Below are 20,811 nucleotides of genomic sequence, written 5' to 3'. Positions count from 1 at the left end.
AAATAAAATCGTTTGGCGACGGGTAGCCCCTACCGTACATAAACCAGACCCTAACTATGAGGAGAAAATGGCACGTATTAATCAGGCATTATCACAGGCATCAGAAGAAAACCCCGTCTTTTATGAGGATGAAGTGGATATTAATTTCAATCCCAAAATAGGTTCAGACTGGTATTTCAAAGGGCAGCAAAAAAGGCTCATTACACCGGGAAAAAATCAGAAATACTACTTTGCTGGTTGTTTTAATATTCAAACCAGAGAAATTGTCTATACGGGTTATAATAGAAAGAACTCTCAATTACTTATCAAAATGTTAGAGAAATTAAAGCACCATTACCGTCATGCAAAAACACTAACCGTCATTTTAGATAATTACAGCATTCATACCAGCAAACAAGTCAAAGCCTGGTTGGAGCTAAATCCGACAGTAACACTGTTATTTCTTCCTATTTACTCTCCATGGTTGAATAAAATAGAACGGTTATGGCAATCATTGCATGAAACGGTGACACGAAATCATTATTGCCAATATATGTGGCAGCTAATCAAAAAAGTTAAGATTTTTTTGAATGCCGCTTCAGCAACCACATGGAAAGGAATAGGAAATATGAAACTCTCATGATTATGAAAAGTTATATAGACGTCCTTCACTCAAATAGCTGTTTCTATAGTATTAGACATGCTTTTCTCTTACCACAACTTTGAGGAATTTACTCCAAGGGATATCAGACGAACCTGTAAGACGCTTGCAGGAGGAATGGGGATTAATTCTGATATGAAAGATATTTACAACTCCACAAAAAACTCGGCGTCTCGACCAAGCACTATGACCGTTATGACTATCTGAAAGAAAACGGGAAATCGTGGTTCAATGAGAAAGGAAGCTACTATCACTATAGGGCAGCAATCTGCTCTTTTAACATACGAGGATTATTTCGAACCCAAAATTTGGCGATACAGAAAATTAGGCATAACAATAGAAATTTAAGACTTAAAAATAATTAAACTCTAACAATTTCAACCCGCAACTTTCCTGCGGGTTTATTTTATTCTTTATCTTTCCCTTGCCTCAAATTCCATCCCGAATCTTCCGGCATCTTCAAGCGGACGTCTAAAGACAACCTTCGGGGATGAAATACCGCCAGCCCCGCAGCATTATAGCCCAACACACCAGATATTTGATAATGACCTGTGCCAAAACAACGCCGGTTTTACCGGCGTTGTTGATGTAAAAATATACTCAATTTGTTGCAGCATTATCCACTTTTGCCAATTCTTCATTGCGAAGTTCTCTGCGAAGAATTTTACCGACATTCGATTTTGGCAATTCATCGCGGAACTCAATGAGCTTCGGCACCTTATACCCAGTCAGGTAACGACGGCAATGCGTTTTCAGTTCATCCTCAGTCAAACTGGGATCTTTGCGTACCACAAATACTTTGACAGTTTCTCCTGAGTTTTCACTCGGAACACCGACTACAGCAGACTCTAACACTTTAGGATGGGAAGAAATAATATCTTCTATTTCATTTGGATAGACATTAAATCCAGAAACTAGGATCATGTCTTTTTTCCGATCAACAATACTGATAAAGCCTTTTTCATCCACGCTGGCAATATCCCCAGTTGCCAACCAACCATCTTTCAATACCTCATCCGTTGCATCAGGGTGATTCCAGTAACCTTTCATCACCTGTGGCCCACGCACCCACATTTCACCTGCCTCGCCCGGTGAAACTTCATTGCCATCATTCCCTACCAACTTGATTTCTGTTGAAGCAATCGGAAAGCCAATGCTACCACTGTAATAGGTCAAGTTATGCGGGTTAGCTGAAACTAGAGGGGAACACTCCGTCAATCCATATCCTTCCAGTAGACGACGACCTGTCAGGTTTTGCCATTTTTCAGCCACTACTCGTTGTACGGCCATGCCGCCACCAACAGATAGACGTAGTGAGGAAAAATTCAGCTTCTGGAATTCCGCATTATTCAGCCAAGCGTTGAATAATGTGTTAACACCTGATAGTGCGGTAAAGCGATAACGCGATAGTTCCTTAACCGTGCCGTTTACATCACGAGGGTTGGTAATCAACAAATTTTGCCCACCCAATTCAATAAAGAACAGACAATTTATCGTCAAAGCAAAGATATGGTACAACGGCAATGCAGTGACCACTAACTCTTGCCCAAGGTTTAATAACGGAGAATAACAGGCTTTGGCTTGCTCGAGGTTTGCCAGCATATTACGATGAGTCAGCATTGCACCTTTTGCCACTCCTGTGGTTCCCCCCGTATATTGCAGAAAAGCCAAATCCTCGTTTTTCACATCCGGTTTGACATACTGCATACGGTAGCCTTTATGAATCACACTACGGAACGAAATGGCATCCGGTAAGTGATATTTAGGCACAAGCCGTTTGACATATTTAACGACAAAATCAACAAGGGTTCCTTTAGGACGAGAAAGTTGGTCACCCATGCGCGTCAAAATAACGTTCTTGACTTGCGTATTAAAGACAATCTTTTCTAAGGTATGTGCAAAGTTAGAAACGATAACAATAGCAGATGCGCCACTATCATTAAGCTGATGCTCCAATTCACGCGGGGTATAGAGCGGATTCACATTTACAACAATCATACCCGCACGCAGAATACCAAATAATGCCACGGGGTATTGCAGTAAATTGGGCATCATCAATGCTACCCGATCTCCTTGTTTCAACCCCAAGCCATTCTGTAAGTAGGCAGCAAAGGCACGGCTACGCTCTTCCAATTTACGGAAAGTCATTACCTCGCCCATATTGATAAATGCGACTTGATCGGCATAACGCGCTACAGCATTTTCAAACATTTCAATCAACGATGAATAACGATCGGGATCGATTTCTGCCGGAACATCTGCCGGATAATGTTTTAGCCAAACTTTTTCCAAGTTGAATACTCCTGAAATCTAATTGCGATGTAACCACTAACCATAAAACAAACCTGACCAGTACATTTAACAAATTATTAACTCAGCGTACCAGTTTGCAAAGCAACAATGTTCAGGTTGGCGATACACATCACTAATTTAATACTATCAATGACTGCAAAAAAATAAGGCAGCTTTTGCCGCCTGAGTATTTTTTATTATTTATCAAACAATTAGCTAAATTGTTATCACTTGGATTTATAGTTAGCCAATTATACACTTATTTCCTAATTTTTGGCTTGAAGTCTTCCTATTATTCTAAATAGTTATAAATAAGACATGTTAATCAAAGGATAATTATTAAGAATTTATGTCACGACATGACAGGAAATTGATTCTTTTACAGACGGATAACCCTGGGTATCACCAGTGGCAGGTTTGTTTTTGTTGGGGGACAAATGCCTGCCACCAGATACCCCTTGATTGGCAAGAGGTTTATTCGGTTAAAATTGTCTCAACTGATACAGGCTGGAGTGGTGAATAACCGCGCCAAAACGGATCATAAGGGTTGCCATAATAGCCCCATGGTTCCGTTCCGACAGCAGGAGGAAAAATCATTCTCTGAGATTCATACCAACGTTTCACTCCCGTTGCATTCATCACAACGTAATTATACGGGCTATTGCCTACTCTTCCTTTTTCAAGACCCGTAATCAGACCTACAACGGTTACATAGTGATCTTTAAAATCACTGGGTTCTAAAAAAGTATTAACGTAGGCATACACTCGTCCCAAAGAAGGTGCATCCAAACGGGGGGAAGCATTGCCTGCTAGGGGCATAGCAGATATTTCCAATCGAGTCTGGCTTTTTTCATTCAAGACACTAAGTACTTTGCCACCAAATCTTCCTTCATGCCCAATGTATAACTCAGGCATGTTCTTGACAGAAAACAGGTTTTCCACCGGTGTTTTAGTCGTTCCTTTAATAACATCAGGAACTGACACACACCCCGCAAGTACCAGGGTTCCCAATAATGTTACCGTTTGCAGTATGCTTCGATAATGTGTTCCATTGAGCATAACGCCTCCAAATCTTATTAGACTAACCATCCATCTGGTTAGCCATACTGTAAGCCCTTTATACTCATGGACACCGCTTTCTGCCACAAGTTGCATGAATTTTATGGCGCCAGACAGAAGTTCCTTAACGGCCCGGCAATTTTTTCCATGTCACTTCATTACGCAAGTAAACAGGTTCAGCGTGTTCAACCGCTGTCGCTTCCCCCGCGTCCCACATTTGAATTGCCAATGGCAGCATATCTTCTGCATGGGGTAAAGTAACATCGCTTGCTGTCAGCACTAAATGGCTGTCTAATAATTGAGGATAGGCTTCCCATCCCGTTCCAGCAATTTCCCATTCTCCTGACAAGGAATTCATAATCTCTTGCACTTGTTCAGGTTTCAAAACTGCTTCCGTTTCATCACCCTGCCATTCACCCTGTGAATTACGCGTGTATTGTCCCCAGTAAACTTCCCCCATCCGCGCATCAATAGCAACTAAAACGTTTGTTGCTCCTTTTAAACGAAAAGCCCCTTGTGCCATTGTTTTCAGTGAGGAAACACCAATCATCGGTAATTCAGCGCCCAATGCCAGCCCTTGGGCGATGCCAATACCAATCCGTACACCGGTAAAACTGCCCGGTCCACGGCCAAACGCTAACGCATCCAATTGTTGCAGGTTCACACCACCTTTTGATAAAACCGCTTGAACCATTGGTAAAATACGTTGAGTGTGTTCCCGTGGGGAAATTTCAAACTGTGCCTCGATAGCACCTTCATTCCAAAGCGCAACAGAACAGGCTTCAGTTGCAGTATCAATAGCTAAAATTCGCGTGGACATGCCTTAACTCCGGCAAGATATAGGATTCAATACAAGGGGCTATACTACCATAGCCCCAACATCATCGCCCTGACATTTTATTACCCAGACCGCGGTGGGCGTGAGTTCAGAAACGCAATTGCTTTTGATAAATCACGGGTACGGGAAGCAGGAGGCAGGCTGTTTAGAAAAACCTCACCGTATGGACGCATCACCAGCCGATTATCACAAATAACCACAACGCCATAATCATCAATATCGCGGATCAGGCGCCCAACGCCCTGCTTCAAATCAATCACGGCATCGGGAAGCTGGACCTCGTGAAAAGCATCTCCGCCCTTAAGTTGGCAATCCTCAATACGGGCCTTAAGCAAAGGATCATCCGGCGCAGTGAACGGCAATTTATCAATAATAACACAGGACAATGCATCACCGCGGACATCCACCCCTTCCCAAAAGCTGCTGGTCGCTACCAGTAATGCATTGCCCGCAGAGATAAATTGTGTCAGAAGTTGTGTCTTGCTCGTTTCACCCTGTACCAATACTGGCAATGTCATACTGGCACGAAACTCTTCCGCCAAGCTACGCATCATTTGGTGAGAAGTACAGAGGAAAAAACAGCGTCCTTTATTGCTTTCAATTAATGGCTTTAGCATACGAGCCAGCCATTTTGCACCACCATTTTGGTTAGGTGATGGTAAGTGACGCGGAACACACAATAACATTTGACGTTGATAGTCAAAGGGACTAGACAAGAGTAATGTTTGGGCCTGTTTTAGCCCTAAACGTTCAGTGAAATGATTTAGCTGTTCATTGACCGACAATGTTGCCGATGTAAAAATCCAACTACCTGATTTTTCAAGGATCATCTCACTGAATTTGTCAGCAACAGATAACGGTGTTAGTGCCAGCAAAAAATGCCGCCCATAACTTTCAAACCAATAGCTGTAATTGGGTATGCTAACATCAATCAGACGCTTAAGACGATTACGGTAAACCGTTGCCCGTTCAAAAGCCGCATCTAACATGGCTGAACGCCCCAAAGAGAGTTTCATCACGTCATAACAAAGCTCAAGGGCATCGTCCATCCGCACTAATGCGCGCTGAACCTGCTGCTGTTGTAAGGCCCCACGAAGATTACCCCGATAACTGTTTTCACCCAATGACAAACGAAAATCTTGTGCACTTTGGCTGAGACGATCTGCACTTTTTTGCAATTGTGCCTGATCTCGTACTTCAGTACGGTAAGCCATGATGATATCGCGCGATAAGTCCATCAATTGGCGGCTACTTAATTGCTGACCAAAATATTGGCTGGCAATATCAGGGATCTGATGCGCCTCATCGAAAATCACCACATCAGCATGCGGGATTAATTCACCAAACCCGCTATCCTTAACCACCATATCTGCCATAAATAGGTGATGGTTAACAATCACCACATCGGCTTCCATCGCTTTTCGACGGGCTTTCAGAACGAAACATTCCTGATAGGATGGGCAATCACTGCCAAGACAATTATCATTAGTGCTCGTGACCAATGGCCAAACCGTACTATCTTCCGCCACTTGATGACAGGTACTGATATCACCATCTGTTGTATGGCCTGACCAATGCTTCAATTTGATGACTTCCGCCAGAACTTCAGCTTCTAATTGGGAATTGCCGATTGACTGTTGTTCAAGGCGTTCAAGGCATAAATAATTTGAGCGCCCTTTTAATAGCGCCAGATTGCCAGTAAAACCTAACGCATCAACGATAGTGGGGAGATCTCGACTGTAAAGCTGATCCTGCAATGCCTTAGAACCAGTAGAAATAATCACTTTTTTACCGGAACGCAAAGCAGGGACCAGATAAGCAAATGTTTTACCGGTTCCCGTTCCTGCTTCTACGACCAATTGTTGCTGTTTTTTAATCGCAACTGTAATAGCCGAAGACATTTCCCGCTGGGCATCGCGTGGCTTGAAACCTGGTATGGCTTTGGCTAGTATGCCATTTTTCGCAAAATCGTCTGACACAAACAGTCTCTTTCAATAAAATGTAGCAGAATTATGCCAATACTAAGTTGTAATAACTACTCAATTCAGCAAAAAACTGGATAAATTAACAGGAGATTTAATGACTATTAAACGCATTGATCCAGATACCCGTTGGTCAGAAGCAGTCGTTCACAATGACACTATCTATTATACCAGCGTGCCAGAACAACTGGACGGTGATATTACAGAGCAAACCGCCGATACTCTGGCAGCCATTGATACCCTGTTACACCGCCTTGGTTCAGATAAAAGCAAGATATTGGATGCAACGATTTTTCTGGCGGATAAAGCTGATTTTGCAGGTATGAACGCCGCCTGGGACGCCTGGGTGATTGCCGGAAGTGCTCCAGTCCGCTGTACTGTTCAGGCTGCATTGATGGATCCTAAGTATAAAGTCGAAATCAAAATTATCGCCGCTTTATAATCCACACCGGCCAAACAAATATGGCATTGAATGAGTTATTGCTCATTCAATGCCATGCTTAGAAATAAAGTTTAAGGAATGGAGAGTAGAAATCAAGCCATCTTAATAATAATCATGCCTATCAATAGCAGCACAATACCACTCCATCCCTTAAAATTCAGTCGTTGATTAAACATTATCCAACCCGCTGCCACTGTGGCAATGATGCCGAATGCTCCCCATAAGGCATAAGCAATGGAAAGTTCTATCCCTTTCACTGCCTGGGCCAACGCACTAAATGCGCCCAAAACAGCAACCAGAGACAAAATACCCATCCAGAAACGCTGAAATCCATTGGATAATTTCAATAAAATATTCGCCACAATCTCCAAAACAACAGCCAGAATCAGGAATGCCCCATGCCACCATTCAAATTGAGTCAGCATATCATGCCTCCCTGATTTGCTTGTTCGAAACATTATTTAATGCTGTTGATGGATTATTTTGGGATGCATTGTTTGAAGCCTGGCCTTTGCTCTTTTTCTCTCCCATCTTGATCAAGGCAATTCCAGCCATCAACAAGACCAATCCACTCATTTTCATCAATGACAATGATTCGTTGAACCACATCACACTAAAAGTGGTAATAAACAGGATCCCAATACCTTCCCACAGTGCATAAGCCACGCCCAATGCGACTTTTTTTACAGCAACGGCCAGCAAAATATAAGAAGTTGTGATCATGGTATACATCACGATCATGCCTGTAAAATCACCCGATACGCTGGCATGTTTCATTGACAAAGTACCAATCACTTCTGTCATAATCGCCAGTACAAGAAATACCCAATAAATCATTTTTTTTCTCCTGAACATACTGATAAGAATGCCAAGATATCAAGCTATAGATGCCAACAAAGTCGGTGGCAAATGTAATGACGCAATATCAGAATCAAACTGACTTTTTAGCGAAATATTTTGGCAAACGAAAATAGCCGGTGAAGAACCGGTTAGCAGGAGAAGGCCCTAAAGGGCGCCGCACCAGTAGTGCTCACTGGATAAAATAGTTGAGAGGAAGAAAACATGGGTACAACGTTGAATTTTGTTACTATGTTGAATGTTGACGCTTTTGGCGCTATTCATGATATTTTATTCTTTCATCACACGACAATCGTATAACTATCGCACGATATACTACGAACCCTCATATTAGTAAACGAATGGTGTATTTCTATCATAGCCCAAAATAAAAAGCAATGGTTTGTATTTGGTTAATCAAACTCTACTTTTAGTAAGAAAAATTGAATAACATATTATTTATACTGAACTTTATTTATTAAGATAACAAATTTATACCAATCGCCTTTCTAGATGAGTCTTATATACCTCCCGCTACGCGGGGAGATATTAACAATCACATTGATTTGCAAGCTGCAACTTGAAATTAGATTGGTATAGTATCTTGCTTCGGCAAAAATGAGAGTCATTTTCTGTCCCTAAAATTTCGCAAATGCAAAGCATAAATCTTTATAAACATCAGCCGAACATCAAGTCCGGCTGTTATTTTATTAATAAGTAACTTAATGCGAATTAAAAACGCGCAAATTACTCAAATTCATTCCATGAACGACCATCACGCGTAATCATAGCGATAGAAGCCACTGGCCCCCACGTGCCTGCTTGATAAGGTTTCGGTGGTTCATTATCCGCCGCCCACGCATCCATAATGGAATCCACCCATTTCCAGGCTTCTTCCACTTCATCACGCCGGACAAACAATGCCTGAATGCCGCGCATTGCTTCCAACAATAACCTTTCATAAGCATCTGCAAGATGCGTCTGGTTAAATGTTTCAGAGAAACTCAGATCCAGTTTGGTTGTTTGCAAACGGTGTTTATGTTCCAGTCCTGGGGCTTTATTCAGCACTTCAATATCAATACCTTCATCTGGCTGCAAGCGGATTGTCAATTTATTTTGCGGTAATTGCTGGTAGGATTCAGCAAATAGATTCAGAGGAGGCTCTTTGAAATAAACGACAACTTCAGAACATTTAGCTGGCAACCGCTTTCCGGTCCTCAGATAAAAAGGCACACCAGACCAGCGCCAGTCATCAATATCGACACGAATCGATACAAAAGTTTCCGTTTTACTGGCTTTATTCGCCCCCTCTTCTTCCAGATAACCGGGAACTTTCTTACCATGAACAAAACCTGCGGTATATTGCCCGCGAACCGTTTTTTCCCTGACATTGGTCTGATCAATCCGACGCAATGAACGCAGCACTTTCACTTTTTCATCACGAATGCGATCTGCTGTCAGGTCAGCCGGTGGTGACATGGCAATCATAGTCAGAATTTGCAGAAGATGATTTTGGATCATATCGCGCATCTGCCCTGCCTGATCGAAATAGCCCCAACGCCCTTCAATACCAACTTCCTCAGCAACAGTAATTTGCACATGATCAATCGTGCGATGATCCCAATTATTGACGAAAAGCGAGTTGGCAAAACGCAACGCTAACAAATTTAATACCGTTTCTTTCCCCAAGTAATGGTCAATACGGTAAATTTGGTTTTCATTGAAATATTTTGCCACTTCATCATTAATCGCTCTGGACGAAGCAAGATCTGTTCCCAGTGGTTTTTCCATCACCACACGGTTGGGTTCCGTATTCAACCCCGCAGCGCCTAATCCATGACATACTGCTCCAAATGTACTTGGAGGCATGGCAAAATAGTGAATAGCGGGTAAGTCATCTTTATTAATTATTTTTGCCAATTCGGTAAAATGTCCCGTCTCATTTACGTCCAAATTACAAAATTCCAGACGTGAACTCAGCTTCTTCCACAGTTCTGGATCTGGTTTCTCGGACATAAATGTCACCAATGCTTCTTCAACAACTTTGGTGTAGGCTTTTTTATCCCAGTCAGCTCGACCGACGCCGATAATTCGGGTATCAGGATGGATATAACCCGCTTTTTCCAACTGGTAAAGGGAAGGCATTAATTTCCGGCGAGCTAAGTCTCCTTTCGCCCCAAAAATTACCAAATTACAAGCCTGAGCTGTAGACGTCACCGCCATGTTGCATCTCCTCAATTACGGGATATTGTAATTTTTTTACAGAATCTGTGGGTAATGTACTCTTTTGGCTATATGCAGTAAACACTGATTATTCATGTAATTCTCCGTATTTCATATTGCTGCTGGATTAACGACAAAATGAAATCCATACAGGTTATTAAACAACCACGTCCGTTTTCTGTACACCGCTGTCACATCCATGATAATTTTGTATTCACTTGCAATGTGGTCGTCATTCATACCGATTAGTGATTATAAGTTGAAAATTTACAACGATTAAGAAGTAATCTTACCAAGTTGAAAGTTAGACACTTGTCATATTTTCATGAAAAATCCCATATTATCCGATTATTGCCACTGCCAGCTTTCGATAACAAGTAGTATATTTTCATGAAAATGAAATAGATTTCTCCTGTTAATGAAATCGTTAAAACCGAGGTTGAACTTCGTTTTATGAACACACTGGAACGGCTCCAAAATAGTCTTGATGTTTTGAGTAAGTCAGAGAAAAAGGTTGCGCAGGTCATCCTTGATTCACCACAAACTGCCATCCATTCAAGCATTGCTACTCTGGCTAAAATGGCCAATGTGAGTGAACCGACGGTGAATCGTTTTTGTCGTCGTCTCAACACCAAAGGGTTTCCTGACTTTAAATTGCATCTGGCACAGAGCCTTGCCAATGGTACACCTTATGTAAACCGCAACGTGGAAGAAAGTGACAGCGTCACCGCTTATACAAACAAAATTTTCGAATCAGTAATGGCAAATCTGGAAACGGTCAAAAGTAATCTGGATATTGCAGCAATTAACCGAGCTGTCGACCTTTTGACTCAAGCCAGAAAACTCTCTTTTTTTGGTTTGGGGGCATCAGCCGCTGTAGCCCATGATGCCATGAACAAATTTTTTCGCTTCAATATTCCAGTGACCTATTTTGACGATATTGTGATGCAACGGATGAGTTGTATTAGCAGTACCGAAGGCGATGTTGTCGTATTAATTTCTCATACCGGAAGAACAAAAAGCCTGGTAGAAATGGCTAAACTGGCCCGCGAGAACGATGCAACAGTGATAGCCATTACTTCGACAGGCTCCCCCTTAGCACACGAAGCCACCCTCCCCATTCTATTGGATGTACCCGAAGATACAGATATCTATATGCCGATGGTTTCAAGGATTGCTCAATTAACCATCATTGATGTACTGGCAACGGGTTTTACACTTCGCCGCGGCTCAAAATTCAGAGATAATTTGAAGAGAGTCAAAGAAGCGTTGCGTAATTCACGGTTTGATAAGTCTGAATAAACCAGAAAATAGACTGTGTTTTTGTTCACTATTTATCAACTCTCCAGACTGATAGCATATGTAGACTTTTCCCCACTGCCTATTTGCAGTGCGGAGTTAATAATCAATAAATTAATAGTTACCCTACAGTAATCGAAAATTCATATACCCGATGGATTTCAAGTTCCCCTCACCGATGCGGTAACTTGAAAAACAAAAGGTATACTTCACAGGTCAACGGAGTAATACATGTCCAGACGGCTCAGAAGAACAAAAATCGTCACTACACTTGGCCCAGCTACAGATCGTGACGACAATCTAGAAAAAGTAATCCAAGCGGGGGCCAACGTCGTCCGCCTTAATTTCTCTCATGGCACTGCGGAAGATCATATCCAACGTGCTAATAAAGTGCGCGAAATTGCTGCCCGTTTAGGTTGTCATGTTGCCATCCTCGGTGATCTTCAAGGACCAAAAATACGTATATCTACCTTTAAGGAAGGAAAAATTTTCCTGAATGTTGGGGATAAATTCCTGCTGGATGCCAATCTAAGTAAGGGAGAAGGAGATAAAGAAAAAGTCGGTATTGACTATAAAGGTTTACCATCTGATGTGACGGCGGGAGATATCCTGCTATTGGATGATGGACGCGTTCAATTGAAAGTTCTGGACGTTCAGGGGATGAAAGTCTTCACGGAGGTGACTGTAGGAGGCCCGCTTTCCAACAATAAAGGCATCAATAAATTGGGCGGCGGGTTATCAGCCGAAGCACTGACAGCAAAAGATAAGGAAGATATCATCACAGCAGCCAAAATTGGTGTTGATTATCTTGCTGTTTCTTTCCCTCGTTCAGGTGAAGATTTGAATTATGCGCGCCGTCTCGCACGAGATGCAGGCTGTGAAACCCAAATCGTTGCAAAAGTTGAGCGAGCGGAAGCTGTTAGCAGTGACGAAATCATTGATGAAATTATTCTGGCATCGGATGTTGTCATGGTTGCTCGTGGTGATCTCGGTGTTGAAATTGGTGACCCTGAACTGGTTGGTGTACAAAAGAAACTGATCCGCCGCGCTCGCCAACTTAATCGTGTCGTGATTACAGCCACGCAAATGATGGAATCCATGATCACCAATCCAATGCCGACGCGTGCTGAAGTCATGGATGTCGCCAATGCGGTACTGGATGGTACTGATGCGGTTATGCTCTCTGCCGAAACAGCGGCGGGCCAGTATCCTGCAGAAACTGTTGCCGCTATGGCTCAAGTCTGTCTTGGCGCAGAAAAAATGCCAAGTGTCAATGTTTCCAAACATCGCTTGGATATAACATTTGATAGTATTGAAGAAGCGATTTCAATGTCCACTATGTATGCAGCCAACCACCTGAAAGGCGTCAAGGCAATTATTGCCATGACAGAATCTGGCCGCACAGCCCGCATGATGTCCCGCATCAGTTCTGGCCTGCCTATCTTCTCTATGTCTCGCCATGAATCAACCTTAAACCGTACCGCTCTTTATCGTGGTGTGACGCCTGTTTATTGTAGCTCACATACTGATGGGATCGCTGCGGCAAATGAAGCAGTGAATCGTCTGCGCGATAAAGGTTATCTCATCTCAGGGGATTTGGTACTCGTAACCCAAGGTGATCAGATGGGAACTATTGGCAGTACCAATACCTGTCGCGTACTTGAAGTAGAATAATAGGCTATATATATTACCAATCGCCTTTCAAGGTGCGTCTTATATCTCCCCGCGAAGCGGGGAGATATAAACAATCACATTGATTTGCAAGCTGCAACTTGAAGTTGCATGCGTATAAGGGGCAGTATACTCATTTATTAATTGCTCTCACTCACAGCAATCCATTATTCAAATGAAGATAATTACCCTAATAATCACAGATCTTCCCTTTTATAAGGCTCAATATCCCCTGCTTTGCGCGTCTTAAGCAATTTTAAGATCCAAGTGTATTGTTCAGGATTCGGCTTCACCAACTCTTCCAATTCCTCATTCATCCGACGAGCAATATAAGCATCATCCTGTCCTGCAATATCTTCCATGGGTGGACGGATATAAATGTCCAGCTGATGAGTTTGGTAATTATAAACCGGAAATAACGGAACAATGGCCGCGCGACAAACTTTCATTAAGCGTCCAAGTGCAGGCAAAGTCGCCTTATAAGTGGCAAAAAAATCGACAAATTCGCTGTGCTCTTCGCCATGATCCTGATCAGGTAAATAATATCCCCAAAAACCTTCACGCACTGTAGAGATAAAGGGTTTAATCCCTGCATCACGGGAATGCAAACGACCACTAAAGTGACAACGCGCCTTGTTCCATAAGTAATCAGCTACGGGATTGCTTTGGTGGTGAAACATAGCTGACATTTTTTGTCCACGTGCAGCCAACAACATCGCGGGAATATCAACAGACCAACCATGTGGAACCATAAAAATCACATTCTTACCTTGTGCTTTTAAGGCTTGAATAGTGTCTTCGCCATGCCATTGGGTTCGTTCAAGGGTTGATTTTGCTCCCCTGAGACAAAGTTCAGCCAGCATAACAAACGATTGAGGGGCGGTAGCAAACATGCGATCAATCAGCTCTTCGTGCTGTTGTTCCGTTAACTCAGGAAAGCAGTAAATTAAATTGATTTTTGCCCTGCGGCGAGCACTTTTCGCTTTTCTTCCCGCCAAAACACCTATCTTGGCCAAGAGTGGATCACGCCATTTTACAGGGACATAAGACAATCCTGCCAATATACCTACGCCAGCCCAAAGCCCCCAATAACGAGGATGTAAATAAGCTCGATGAAACCGAGGGACATATCCCAATTTACTATCTGTATCTTTTTCTTTATTCATGAGCTAACAACTCTGATGATCCCAATATTTACTCTTAAGGCGCAAGTTTACAACAAAAAATAAGATAAAAGCGGATGATAGTAATCACCCGCTTTTATCTCTGTCAATAATAGGAAGTTGATACACTTAGTCTAGCAACAATTGCGGCTTAGTCTCTTGAACCATTGCTACATACTCTGTACGCTCTTTACCACTCAGCCCACCAGCACGCGGTAATTTTGCCGTGAGCGGGTTAACCGGCCTCTGGTTATCCCAGAATTCAAAGTGCAAATGTGGGCCTGTTGAGCGTCCCGTATTCCCTGATAGCGCAATACGTTCTCCCCGTTTCACTTTCTGACCCGGTTTGACCAGTATTTTCCTCAAGTGCATGTATCGCGTTGTATATTGACGACCGTGCCGAATAGCAATGAAATTACCGGCTGCTCCATCAAATTTGGCGACAACAACTTCACCATCACCTACTGCCAAAACGGGCGTTCCTACTGGCATAGCAAAATCAACCCCTCTGTGCGCTGTAATTCTGCCAGTTACCGGATTTAAGCGATGTGGATTGAAAGAAGAAGATACTCTGAACTGTTTAGTTGTGGGGAAGCGCAAGAAGCCACGCTCAAGCCCGGAAGCATTGCTGTCGTAAAAACGACCATCATCGGCCCGGAAGGCATAATAATCGTTGCCACCACTTTGTAAGCGAACACCTAACAATTGGCTTTGTTCACTTTTTCCATCAAGCATTTCACGGGACATCAGCACAGAAAAACGATCGCCTTTACGCAATTTGCGGAAATCTATCTGCCATTGCAACGCTTTTGTCACTTCTCTGGCTTCACTGCTTGTTAATCCAGCAACCAGAGCACTACTATTGAAACTGCCATCAACTGTACCTTTGATGACACTGTTTTTCCATTCTCCCTTCTGGAACTCTTGCGTTTGGTTAAAAGTATCTCCTTCGCGAGTATAAACGCGAGTTTCGCGACGTGATATATTCCAAGTCAGCGTTTTTAAATTCCCATTATCGTCAGTAGTCCACGATAATGACTGACCAATACCTAAATTACGCAATGACTTATATTGATTTGCTAACAAAGCAACATCAGAGGAATCAATTCCGAACTGAGTTAAAATCGAACTCAGGGTATCACCACTGGAGACAACATATTGGTGCGGAACATTTACTGCCGTATCAACAGAACTGCCATCATCATCCCCAATGCCCTCATTGGGGAGTTGTTCATTAGCATCCCCAGCGACATCATCATCCGTTGCTTCTGGAATGCGATTGGGGGTACTGAGAATAATGCTACCTGTCTGTTCTTCTCGTTCATGGTAAACAACGGGCCGCCATATCGCGATAGCCAGAGTGACCAGCGTGAGAGATCCAAGCATGATCTTGTGTGGTTTGGGCAGGTTGTTGTATACCAGAACGATAGTTTTAGCTATCTGCTGCACTAATAAAATTCCTTACTGTACTAATTCAGGCAGCTCGCGTATTGTTTTGATAGCTGAGTTATAAATTTCATATAGCTATCTTTATCCAATACGATACCACTCCCTAAAGGATCAAGTATTCCAATACGTACATCAGTACCTTTTGCTACGGCATGAATAACGGCTGGCTTGAATTGAGGTTCAGCAAAAATACACCTTGCTTTCTGCTCAACCAATTGTGTTCGTATTTTGTGTAACCTTTGCGCACCAGGTTGTATTTCAGGATTGACCGTAAAAACACCTAGCGGAGCCAATTGGTAGTGTTTTTCAAAATAACCATACGCGTCATGAAAAACAAAATAACCCTGTTTTTGTACGGACTTTAAAACATGAGTAATATTCTTATCAGTTTGTGCAAGCTGTCCATTGAATTTACGTAGGTTTACTTCTAATTGCTGTTTTTGCTGAGGATATTGTTCAATAAGCTGATCATATATTGCCTGAGCGGCTTTTTCCGCAATCTCTGGAGAAAGCCAAATATGCATATTATATTCACCGTGATGATGATGTTCGTGATCTTCCTCATGTTTATGCTGATATGATTCAGCATCAGGTACATGACCACTTTCACTATTTTTCAATAATAGTGGCTTAATAGTCGATAATTCAGCCAGTGACAGTCGTTTATTCCGTTCAATTTTAGCTATCGGTTTCGCTAAAAAGGTTTCCATATCTGGACCAATCCAAACAACCAAATCGGCTTGATTAATTTTCTGTACATCCCGAGGCCGTAACGCATAATCATGTGGAGAAGCGCCATCGGGCAGAAGCACTTGAGTCTTTGTTACACCATCAGCAATGGCAGCTGCAATAAAACCCAATGGCCGAATGGATGCGACAACATCGGCCTGCGCAGAGCCATTCATTCCTGCCACTAACATAGTAGCTAATGCGATTTTATGAAAAAATTTATGCGCGTATTTCTGTGAGTTGTGTAACATAATATGAATATTCCATGCAGAAAATTGAATTTTGTTATATTATAACATTCCAATAATTCCGCAAGACACTTTTGACTCGCCAACTATGATTACCCTAAAAAATATTACGGTTGAATTTGGTAACCGCAAGGTATTAAATAATATTTCATTCAATCTCAAGCAAGGGAAAATTCTGACCCTGATCGGCCCAAACGGTGCAGGAAAATCAACTCTGGTTCGCGTCGTTCTTGGTTTAGTGCAACCCACTTCGGGCACGATTGAACAGACCCCTACATTAAGAATTGGTTATGTTCCGCAAAAACTTAACCTTGATCCCACTCTGCCCCTGACTGTAAAGCGTTTTATGCTATTAAGGCCCAATGTGAAATCCGCAGATATCATGCCGGTATTAAATCGGGTCAAGGCTGCTCACTTATTGGAGCAACCCATGCAAAAGCTGTCTGGTGGAGAAACTCAGCGGGTACTACTCGCCAGGGCTTTACTGAACCACCCCCAGCTTTTAGTTCTTGATGAACCAACACAAGGCGTGGATGTCAATGGCCAACTGGCGCTTTATGACTTAATCAACCAAATCAGAACAGAGCTTAATTGCGCTGTACTTATGGTATCCCATGACCTGCACTTAGTCATGGCGAAAACAGACGAGGTTTTATGCCTCAATCAGCACATTTGTTGTTCTGGCACACCAGAAGTGGTGTCAATGCACCCAGAGTTTATTGCAATGTTTGGGCATCATGGTGCAGAACAACTGGCAGTTTACCGCCATCACCACAATCATCATCATGATCTTAGAGGGAAAGTTATTTTGAAAAATGTTGGGGAATCACGCCGATGATTGAATTATTACTTCCCGGCTGGCTCGCCGGTATTTTTTTGGCAATTGCCGCGGGGCCTCTTGGTTCTTTTGTCGTTTGGCGCAGAATGTCCTATTTTGGTGATACACTGGCACACGCATCACTGCTTGGTGTTGCATTTGGTTTCTTACTGAATGTGAACCCATTTTATGCAGTGATTGCAGTAACACTTATCTTAGCCACTATTTTGGTTTGGCTAGAAAAACGCCCGCAATTAGCTGTTGATACCTTATTGGGCATTCTGGCTCACAGTGCCTTATCGCTGGGCTTAGTCGTCGTTAGTTTTATGACCAGTGTCAGGGTCGATCTAATGGCTTATTTGTTTGGCGATTTATTGTCCGTAACTTACGAAGATCTCTGGCTCATTGCGGCCGGTGTCGCGATTGTTACTGGATTACTGACATGGCAATGGCGCGCCCTGCTATCAATAACAGTTAGCCAAGATTTGGCCTTTGTTGATGGCATTAAAATTCAACGTCTGCGTATCTTGCTGATGTTAGTGACAGCATTAACTATTGGGCTGGCAATGAAATTCGTCGGGGCATTAATTATCACCTCCCTGCTGATTATCCCTGCCGCTACCTCCCGTCGTTTCTCCCGCACACCTGAACAAATGGCCGTTTTTGCAATTATTGTCGGTATGCTTTCTGTTACGGGAGGGTTAACATTATCGGCATTTTATAACACACCGGCAGGACCTTCCGTTGTACTTTGTTCGGCAGTGTTATTTGCATTGAGTTTAACGTTCAAGGCAAGAAACTAATTTTTAACGGCAATTCAAATACAACTAATAAGGGTTATAATTTAGGTAAGTTATAACCCTTTATTCGTCTTCCTTACTCAATCCAAAATGTCGGTAAGCATGATGGGTTGCAATACGCCCGCGTGGTGTTCGTTGGATAAATCCTTGTTGGATCAGGAAAGGTTCCAGTACATCTTCAATCGTTTCTCGTTCTTCACCAATCGCCGCGGCCAAATTATCCAACCCAACGGGACCACCCATAAATTTATCAATAATGGCAATCAGCAACTTACGATCAAGGTAATCAAATCCGGCCGAATCGACATTCAGCATATCCAGCGCCTGAGATGCAATATGACTATCAATGGTGCCATTACCTTTCACCTGGGCAAAATCACGCACACGACGTAATAATCGATTCGTAATACGGGGAGTGCCACGAGAACGCATCGCGATTTGCCTTGCACCATCATCTGAAATGCCTAATCCCATATAGCGTGCACTACGGGAAACGATGCTCTGCAAATCATCAACATTGTAAAATTCAAGACGCTGAACGATACCAAATCGATCACGCAATGGTGAAGTTAAAGAGCCTGCACGAGTGGTCGCACCAATCAAAGTAAAGGGAGGAAGATCAATCTTGATGGAGCGGGCGGCTGGCCCTTCACCAATCATGATATCCAGTTGGTAATCTTCCATTGCCGGATAAAGGATCTCTTCCACAACCGGCGATAAACGGTGAATTTCATCAATAAACAAGACATCGTGCGGTTCCAGATTAGTAAGCATAGCGGCAAGATCCCCTGCCTTCTCCAATACCGGCCCAGATGTAGTACGAAGATTAACCCCCATTTCATTTGCCACAATATTTGCCAGCGTGGTCTTACCTAATCCAGGGGGGCCAAAAATCAATAAGTGATCCAGTGCATCACCACGCTGACGTGCCGCTTGGATAAAAATTTCCATTTGTTCACAAACATGCGGTTGCCCAACATATTCAGACAGAAATTTCGGCCGAATAGCACGATCAATCGCTTCATCATCTTGCAGAACGCCTGCTGAAACTAGACGGTCAGCTTCAATCATCACTTAACTCCTGTGATTACAGAGCCGCACGAAGTGCTTCTCGAATAAGGGTTTCACAATCTGCACCTGGTTTAGCTACCTTGCTCACCATCCGGCTGGCCTCCTGTGGTTTATATCCCAGAGAAACCAGTGCCGCTGCAGCTTCTGCTTCAATCTCGGCAACGGAATTCACTTGTTTGCTGACAGCCGGCAAATTAACATCACTACTTTGGTTAAATAGATCGCCATTAAGCCCCTTAAAGCGATCTTTCATCTCTACGACCAGCCTTTCAGCCGTTTTTTTGCCAACACCCGGCAACTTAACCAATGAAGTAATAGCTTCTTGTTCTATCGCTGTAACGAATTGCTGGGCCGACATGCCCGAAAGGATCGCCAGCGCTAATTTAGGCCCAACACCATTGACCTTAATCAGTTCACGGAACAATGCACGCTCTTGTTTATCATTAAAACCGTATAATAACTGAGCATCTTCACGCACAATAAATTGTGTAAATAAAATCGCTTCCTGGCCAATTTCAGGCAGTTCATAAAAACAGGTCATTGGCATATGAACTTCATAACCGACACCGTGAGTTTCCAATAAAACCAACGGTGGCTGTTTTTCCAACACGGTTCCTCTCAAACGCCCTATCACTGTTTACCCCCTGAAAATAAAATAAATCGTTCCGCTAGCTTATAGCACAAAAAAAGCTGGACGTATATCCAGCATCAACTATTTCAGACGACCACGCGTTAAATTTAACCGCACATCACCTACCCGCAGTAAATTTTGACTGAGATGACAATGTGTAATAGCAATAGCCAACGCATCAGCGGCATCAGCCTGCGGATTAGCAGACAATTTCAACATCGAACGTACCATGTGCTGAATCTGGCTCTTTTCGGCCGCTCCTGTACCGACCACCGTCTGTTTAACCTGACGGGCTGCATATTCAAATACCGGTATGGATTGGTTAGAGGCTGCAACAATTGCGACTCCACGCGCCTGCCCCAATTTCAAGGCTGAGTCTGCATTTTTTGCCATGAAAACTTGCTCTATTGCAAAAGCATTGGGCTGAAATTGCGTGATGATTTCAGTAACCCCGGCGTAAATCTTCTGCAAACGACTGGGTAAGTCATCGACTTTTGTCCGAATACAACCGCTGCCGAGATAGATAAGTTGCCGTCCTTGCTGGCGAATAACGCCATATCCCGTGACTCTGGAGCCAGGGTCAATACCAAGAATAATCGCCATATCGAATTATTCGCCTA

The 20,811-nt window shown here is 43.0% G+C and carries 19 protein-coding genes; 6 read left to right on the top strand and 13 right to left on the bottom strand.

Features of this window, described 5'->3' with window-relative positions:
• Nucleotides 1–622 (top strand): IS630 family transposase (locus IQ211_RS07030; protein ID WP_193836338.1); only part of this gene is annotated, 622 nt, incomplete at its 5' end.
• 618 nt (nucleotides 623–1,240) lie between these two features.
• On the opposite strand, the gene fadD is transcribed toward IQ211_RS07030, so the two are convergent.
• The 4 genes from fadD to IQ211_RS07010 all read right to left on the bottom strand — a co-directional run bounded on the left by fadD (nucleotide 1,241) and on the right by IQ211_RS07010 (nucleotide 6,808).
• Nucleotides 1,241–2,932: a long-chain-fatty-acid--CoA ligase FadD gene (gene fadD / locus IQ211_RS07025; RefSeq protein WP_189759459.1), complete on the bottom strand. Its 1,692-nt coding sequence runs from the start codon at nucleotides 2,930–2,932 to the stop codon at nucleotides 1,241–1,243.
• 474 nt (nucleotides 2,933–3,406) lie between these two features.
• Nucleotides 3,407–3,991, bottom strand: coding sequence for a Slp family lipoprotein (locus IQ211_RS07020; protein WP_189759460.1), 585 nt, complete (start codon nucleotides 3,989–3,991; stop codon nucleotides 3,407–3,409).
• A gap of 124 nt (nucleotides 3,992–4,115) precedes the next feature.
• A complete protein-coding gene (gene tsaB, locus IQ211_RS07015; RefSeq protein ID WP_189759461.1) occupies nucleotides 4,116–4,811 on the bottom strand; it encodes a tRNA (adenosine(37)-N6)-threonylcarbamoyltransferase complex dimerization subunit type 1 TsaB in 696 nt (231 codons plus the stop codon).
• Between the two features lie 80 nt (nucleotides 4,812–4,891).
• A complete protein-coding gene (locus IQ211_RS07010; protein WP_189759462.1) occupies nucleotides 4,892–6,808 on the bottom strand; it encodes a DNA repair helicase YoaA in 1,917 nt (638 codons plus the stop codon).
• Nucleotides 6,809–6,908: 100 nt separating this feature from the next.
• Between IQ211_RS07010 and IQ211_RS07005 the strand changes: the two genes are divergently transcribed.
• A complete protein-coding gene (locus IQ211_RS07005; protein WP_189759463.1) occupies nucleotides 6,909–7,253 on the top strand; it encodes a RidA family protein in 345 nt (114 codons plus the stop codon).
• A gap of 92 nt (nucleotides 7,254–7,345) precedes the next feature.
• On the opposite strand, the gene mdtI is transcribed toward IQ211_RS07005, so the two are convergent.
• The 3 genes from mdtI to zwf form a co-directional block, all read right to left on the bottom strand.
• Nucleotides 7,346–7,678 carry a multidrug/spermidine efflux SMR transporter subunit MdtI gene (gene mdtI, locus IQ211_RS07000; RefSeq protein WP_273571175.1) on the bottom strand — a complete coding sequence of 111 codons (333 nt, stop codon included), beginning with the start codon at nucleotides 7,676–7,678 and terminating at the stop codon, nucleotides 7,346–7,348.
• Between the two features lies 1 nt (nucleotide 7,679).
• On the bottom strand, nucleotides 7,680–8,090 hold the full coding sequence (mdtJ, locus tag IQ211_RS06995) for a multidrug/spermidine efflux SMR transporter subunit MdtJ (RefSeq protein ID WP_189759464.1): 411 nt from the start codon (nucleotides 8,088–8,090) through the stop codon (nucleotides 7,680–7,682).
• Nucleotides 8,091–8,837: 747 nt separating this feature from the next.
• Complete coding sequence (gene zwf / locus IQ211_RS06990; protein ID WP_189759465.1) at nucleotides 8,838–10,313, bottom strand: glucose-6-phosphate dehydrogenase; 1,476 nt, start codon at nucleotides 10,311–10,313, stop codon at nucleotides 8,838–8,840.
• A 453-nt stretch (nucleotides 10,314–10,766) separates the two neighbouring features.
• On the opposite strand from zwf, the gene IQ211_RS06985 reads away from it, so the two are divergent.
• Nucleotides 10,767–11,615 carry a MurR/RpiR family transcriptional regulator gene (locus IQ211_RS06985; protein WP_189759466.1) on the top strand — a complete coding sequence of 283 codons (849 nt, stop codon included), beginning with the start codon at nucleotides 10,767–10,769 and terminating at the stop codon, nucleotides 11,613–11,615.
• Nucleotides 11,616–11,843: 228 nt separating this feature from the next.
• On the top strand, nucleotides 11,844–13,286 hold the full coding sequence (pyk, locus tag IQ211_RS06980) for a pyruvate kinase (RefSeq protein ID WP_189759467.1): 1,443 nt from the start codon (nucleotides 11,844–11,846) through the stop codon (nucleotides 13,284–13,286).
• 194 nt (nucleotides 13,287–13,480) lie between these two features.
• On the opposite strand, the gene lpxM is transcribed toward pyk, so the two are convergent.
• The 3 genes from lpxM to znuA form a co-directional block, all read right to left on the bottom strand.
• The gene (lpxM, locus tag IQ211_RS06975; RefSeq protein WP_189759468.1) at nucleotides 13,481–14,449 is read right to left on the bottom strand and encodes a lauroyl-Kdo(2)-lipid IV(A) myristoyltransferase; all 969 of its coding nucleotides are present in this window, start codon (nucleotides 14,447–14,449) and stop codon (nucleotides 13,481–13,483) included.
• Between the two features lie 126 nt (nucleotides 14,450–14,575).
• Nucleotides 14,576–15,895, bottom strand: coding sequence for a murein DD-endopeptidase MepM (gene mepM / locus IQ211_RS06970; protein WP_189759469.1), 1,320 nt, complete (start codon nucleotides 15,893–15,895; stop codon nucleotides 14,576–14,578).
• A gap of 20 nt (nucleotides 15,896–15,915) precedes the next feature.
• Nucleotides 15,916–16,875 (bottom strand): zinc ABC transporter substrate-binding protein ZnuA, encoded by a 960-nt coding sequence (znuA, locus tag IQ211_RS06965; RefSeq protein WP_189759470.1) that lies wholly within the window; start codon nucleotides 16,873–16,875, stop codon nucleotides 15,916–15,918.
• A gap of 85 nt (nucleotides 16,876–16,960) precedes the next feature.
• Here znuA and znuC point away from each other — a divergent pair, with 85 nt between their 5' ends.
• Together znuC and znuB are read left to right on the top strand one after the other, a co-directional pair.
• Complete coding sequence (gene znuC / locus IQ211_RS06960) at nucleotides 16,961–17,710, top strand: zinc ABC transporter ATP-binding protein ZnuC (RefSeq protein ID WP_189759471.1); 750 nt, start codon at nucleotides 16,961–16,963, stop codon at nucleotides 17,708–17,710.
• Nucleotides 17,707–18,492, top strand: a complete 786-nt coding sequence (gene znuB, locus IQ211_RS06955) for a zinc ABC transporter permease subunit ZnuB (protein ID WP_189759472.1) — start codon at nucleotides 17,707–17,709, stop codon at nucleotides 18,490–18,492. Before znuC ends, znuB begins: the two co-directional genes overlap by 4 nt.
• A gap of 60 nt (nucleotides 18,493–18,552) precedes the next feature.
• Here the strand turns inward: znuB and ruvB are convergent, their stop codons facing one another.
• The 3 genes from ruvB to ruvC all read right to left on the bottom strand — a co-directional run bounded on the left by ruvB (nucleotide 18,553) and on the right by ruvC (nucleotide 20,794).
• Entirely contained in the window at nucleotides 18,553–19,560 is a 1,008-nt protein-coding gene (gene ruvB, locus IQ211_RS06950; RefSeq protein ID WP_189759473.1) for a Holliday junction branch migration DNA helicase RuvB, read from the bottom strand.
• Between the two features lie 16 nt (nucleotides 19,561–19,576).
• The gene (ruvA, locus tag IQ211_RS06945; RefSeq protein WP_189759474.1) at nucleotides 19,577–20,194 is read right to left on the bottom strand and encodes a Holliday junction branch migration protein RuvA; all 618 of its coding nucleotides are present in this window, start codon (nucleotides 20,192–20,194) and stop codon (nucleotides 19,577–19,579) included.
• A 78-nt stretch (nucleotides 20,195–20,272) separates the two neighbouring features.
• A complete protein-coding gene (gene ruvC, locus IQ211_RS06940) occupies nucleotides 20,273–20,794 on the bottom strand; it encodes a crossover junction endodeoxyribonuclease RuvC (protein ID WP_189759475.1) in 522 nt (173 codons plus the stop codon).
• Nucleotides 20,795–20,811 lie beyond the last annotated feature (17 nt).

The sequence above is a fragment of the Xenorhabdus griffiniae genome (assembly GCF_015163655.1).
Lineage (GTDB): Bacteria > Pseudomonadota > Gammaproteobacteria > Enterobacterales > Enterobacteriaceae > Xenorhabdus > Xenorhabdus griffiniae.
Note: the sequence above shows the minus strand (reverse complement) of the source record. Positions and strands in the feature narration are given on the sequence as shown.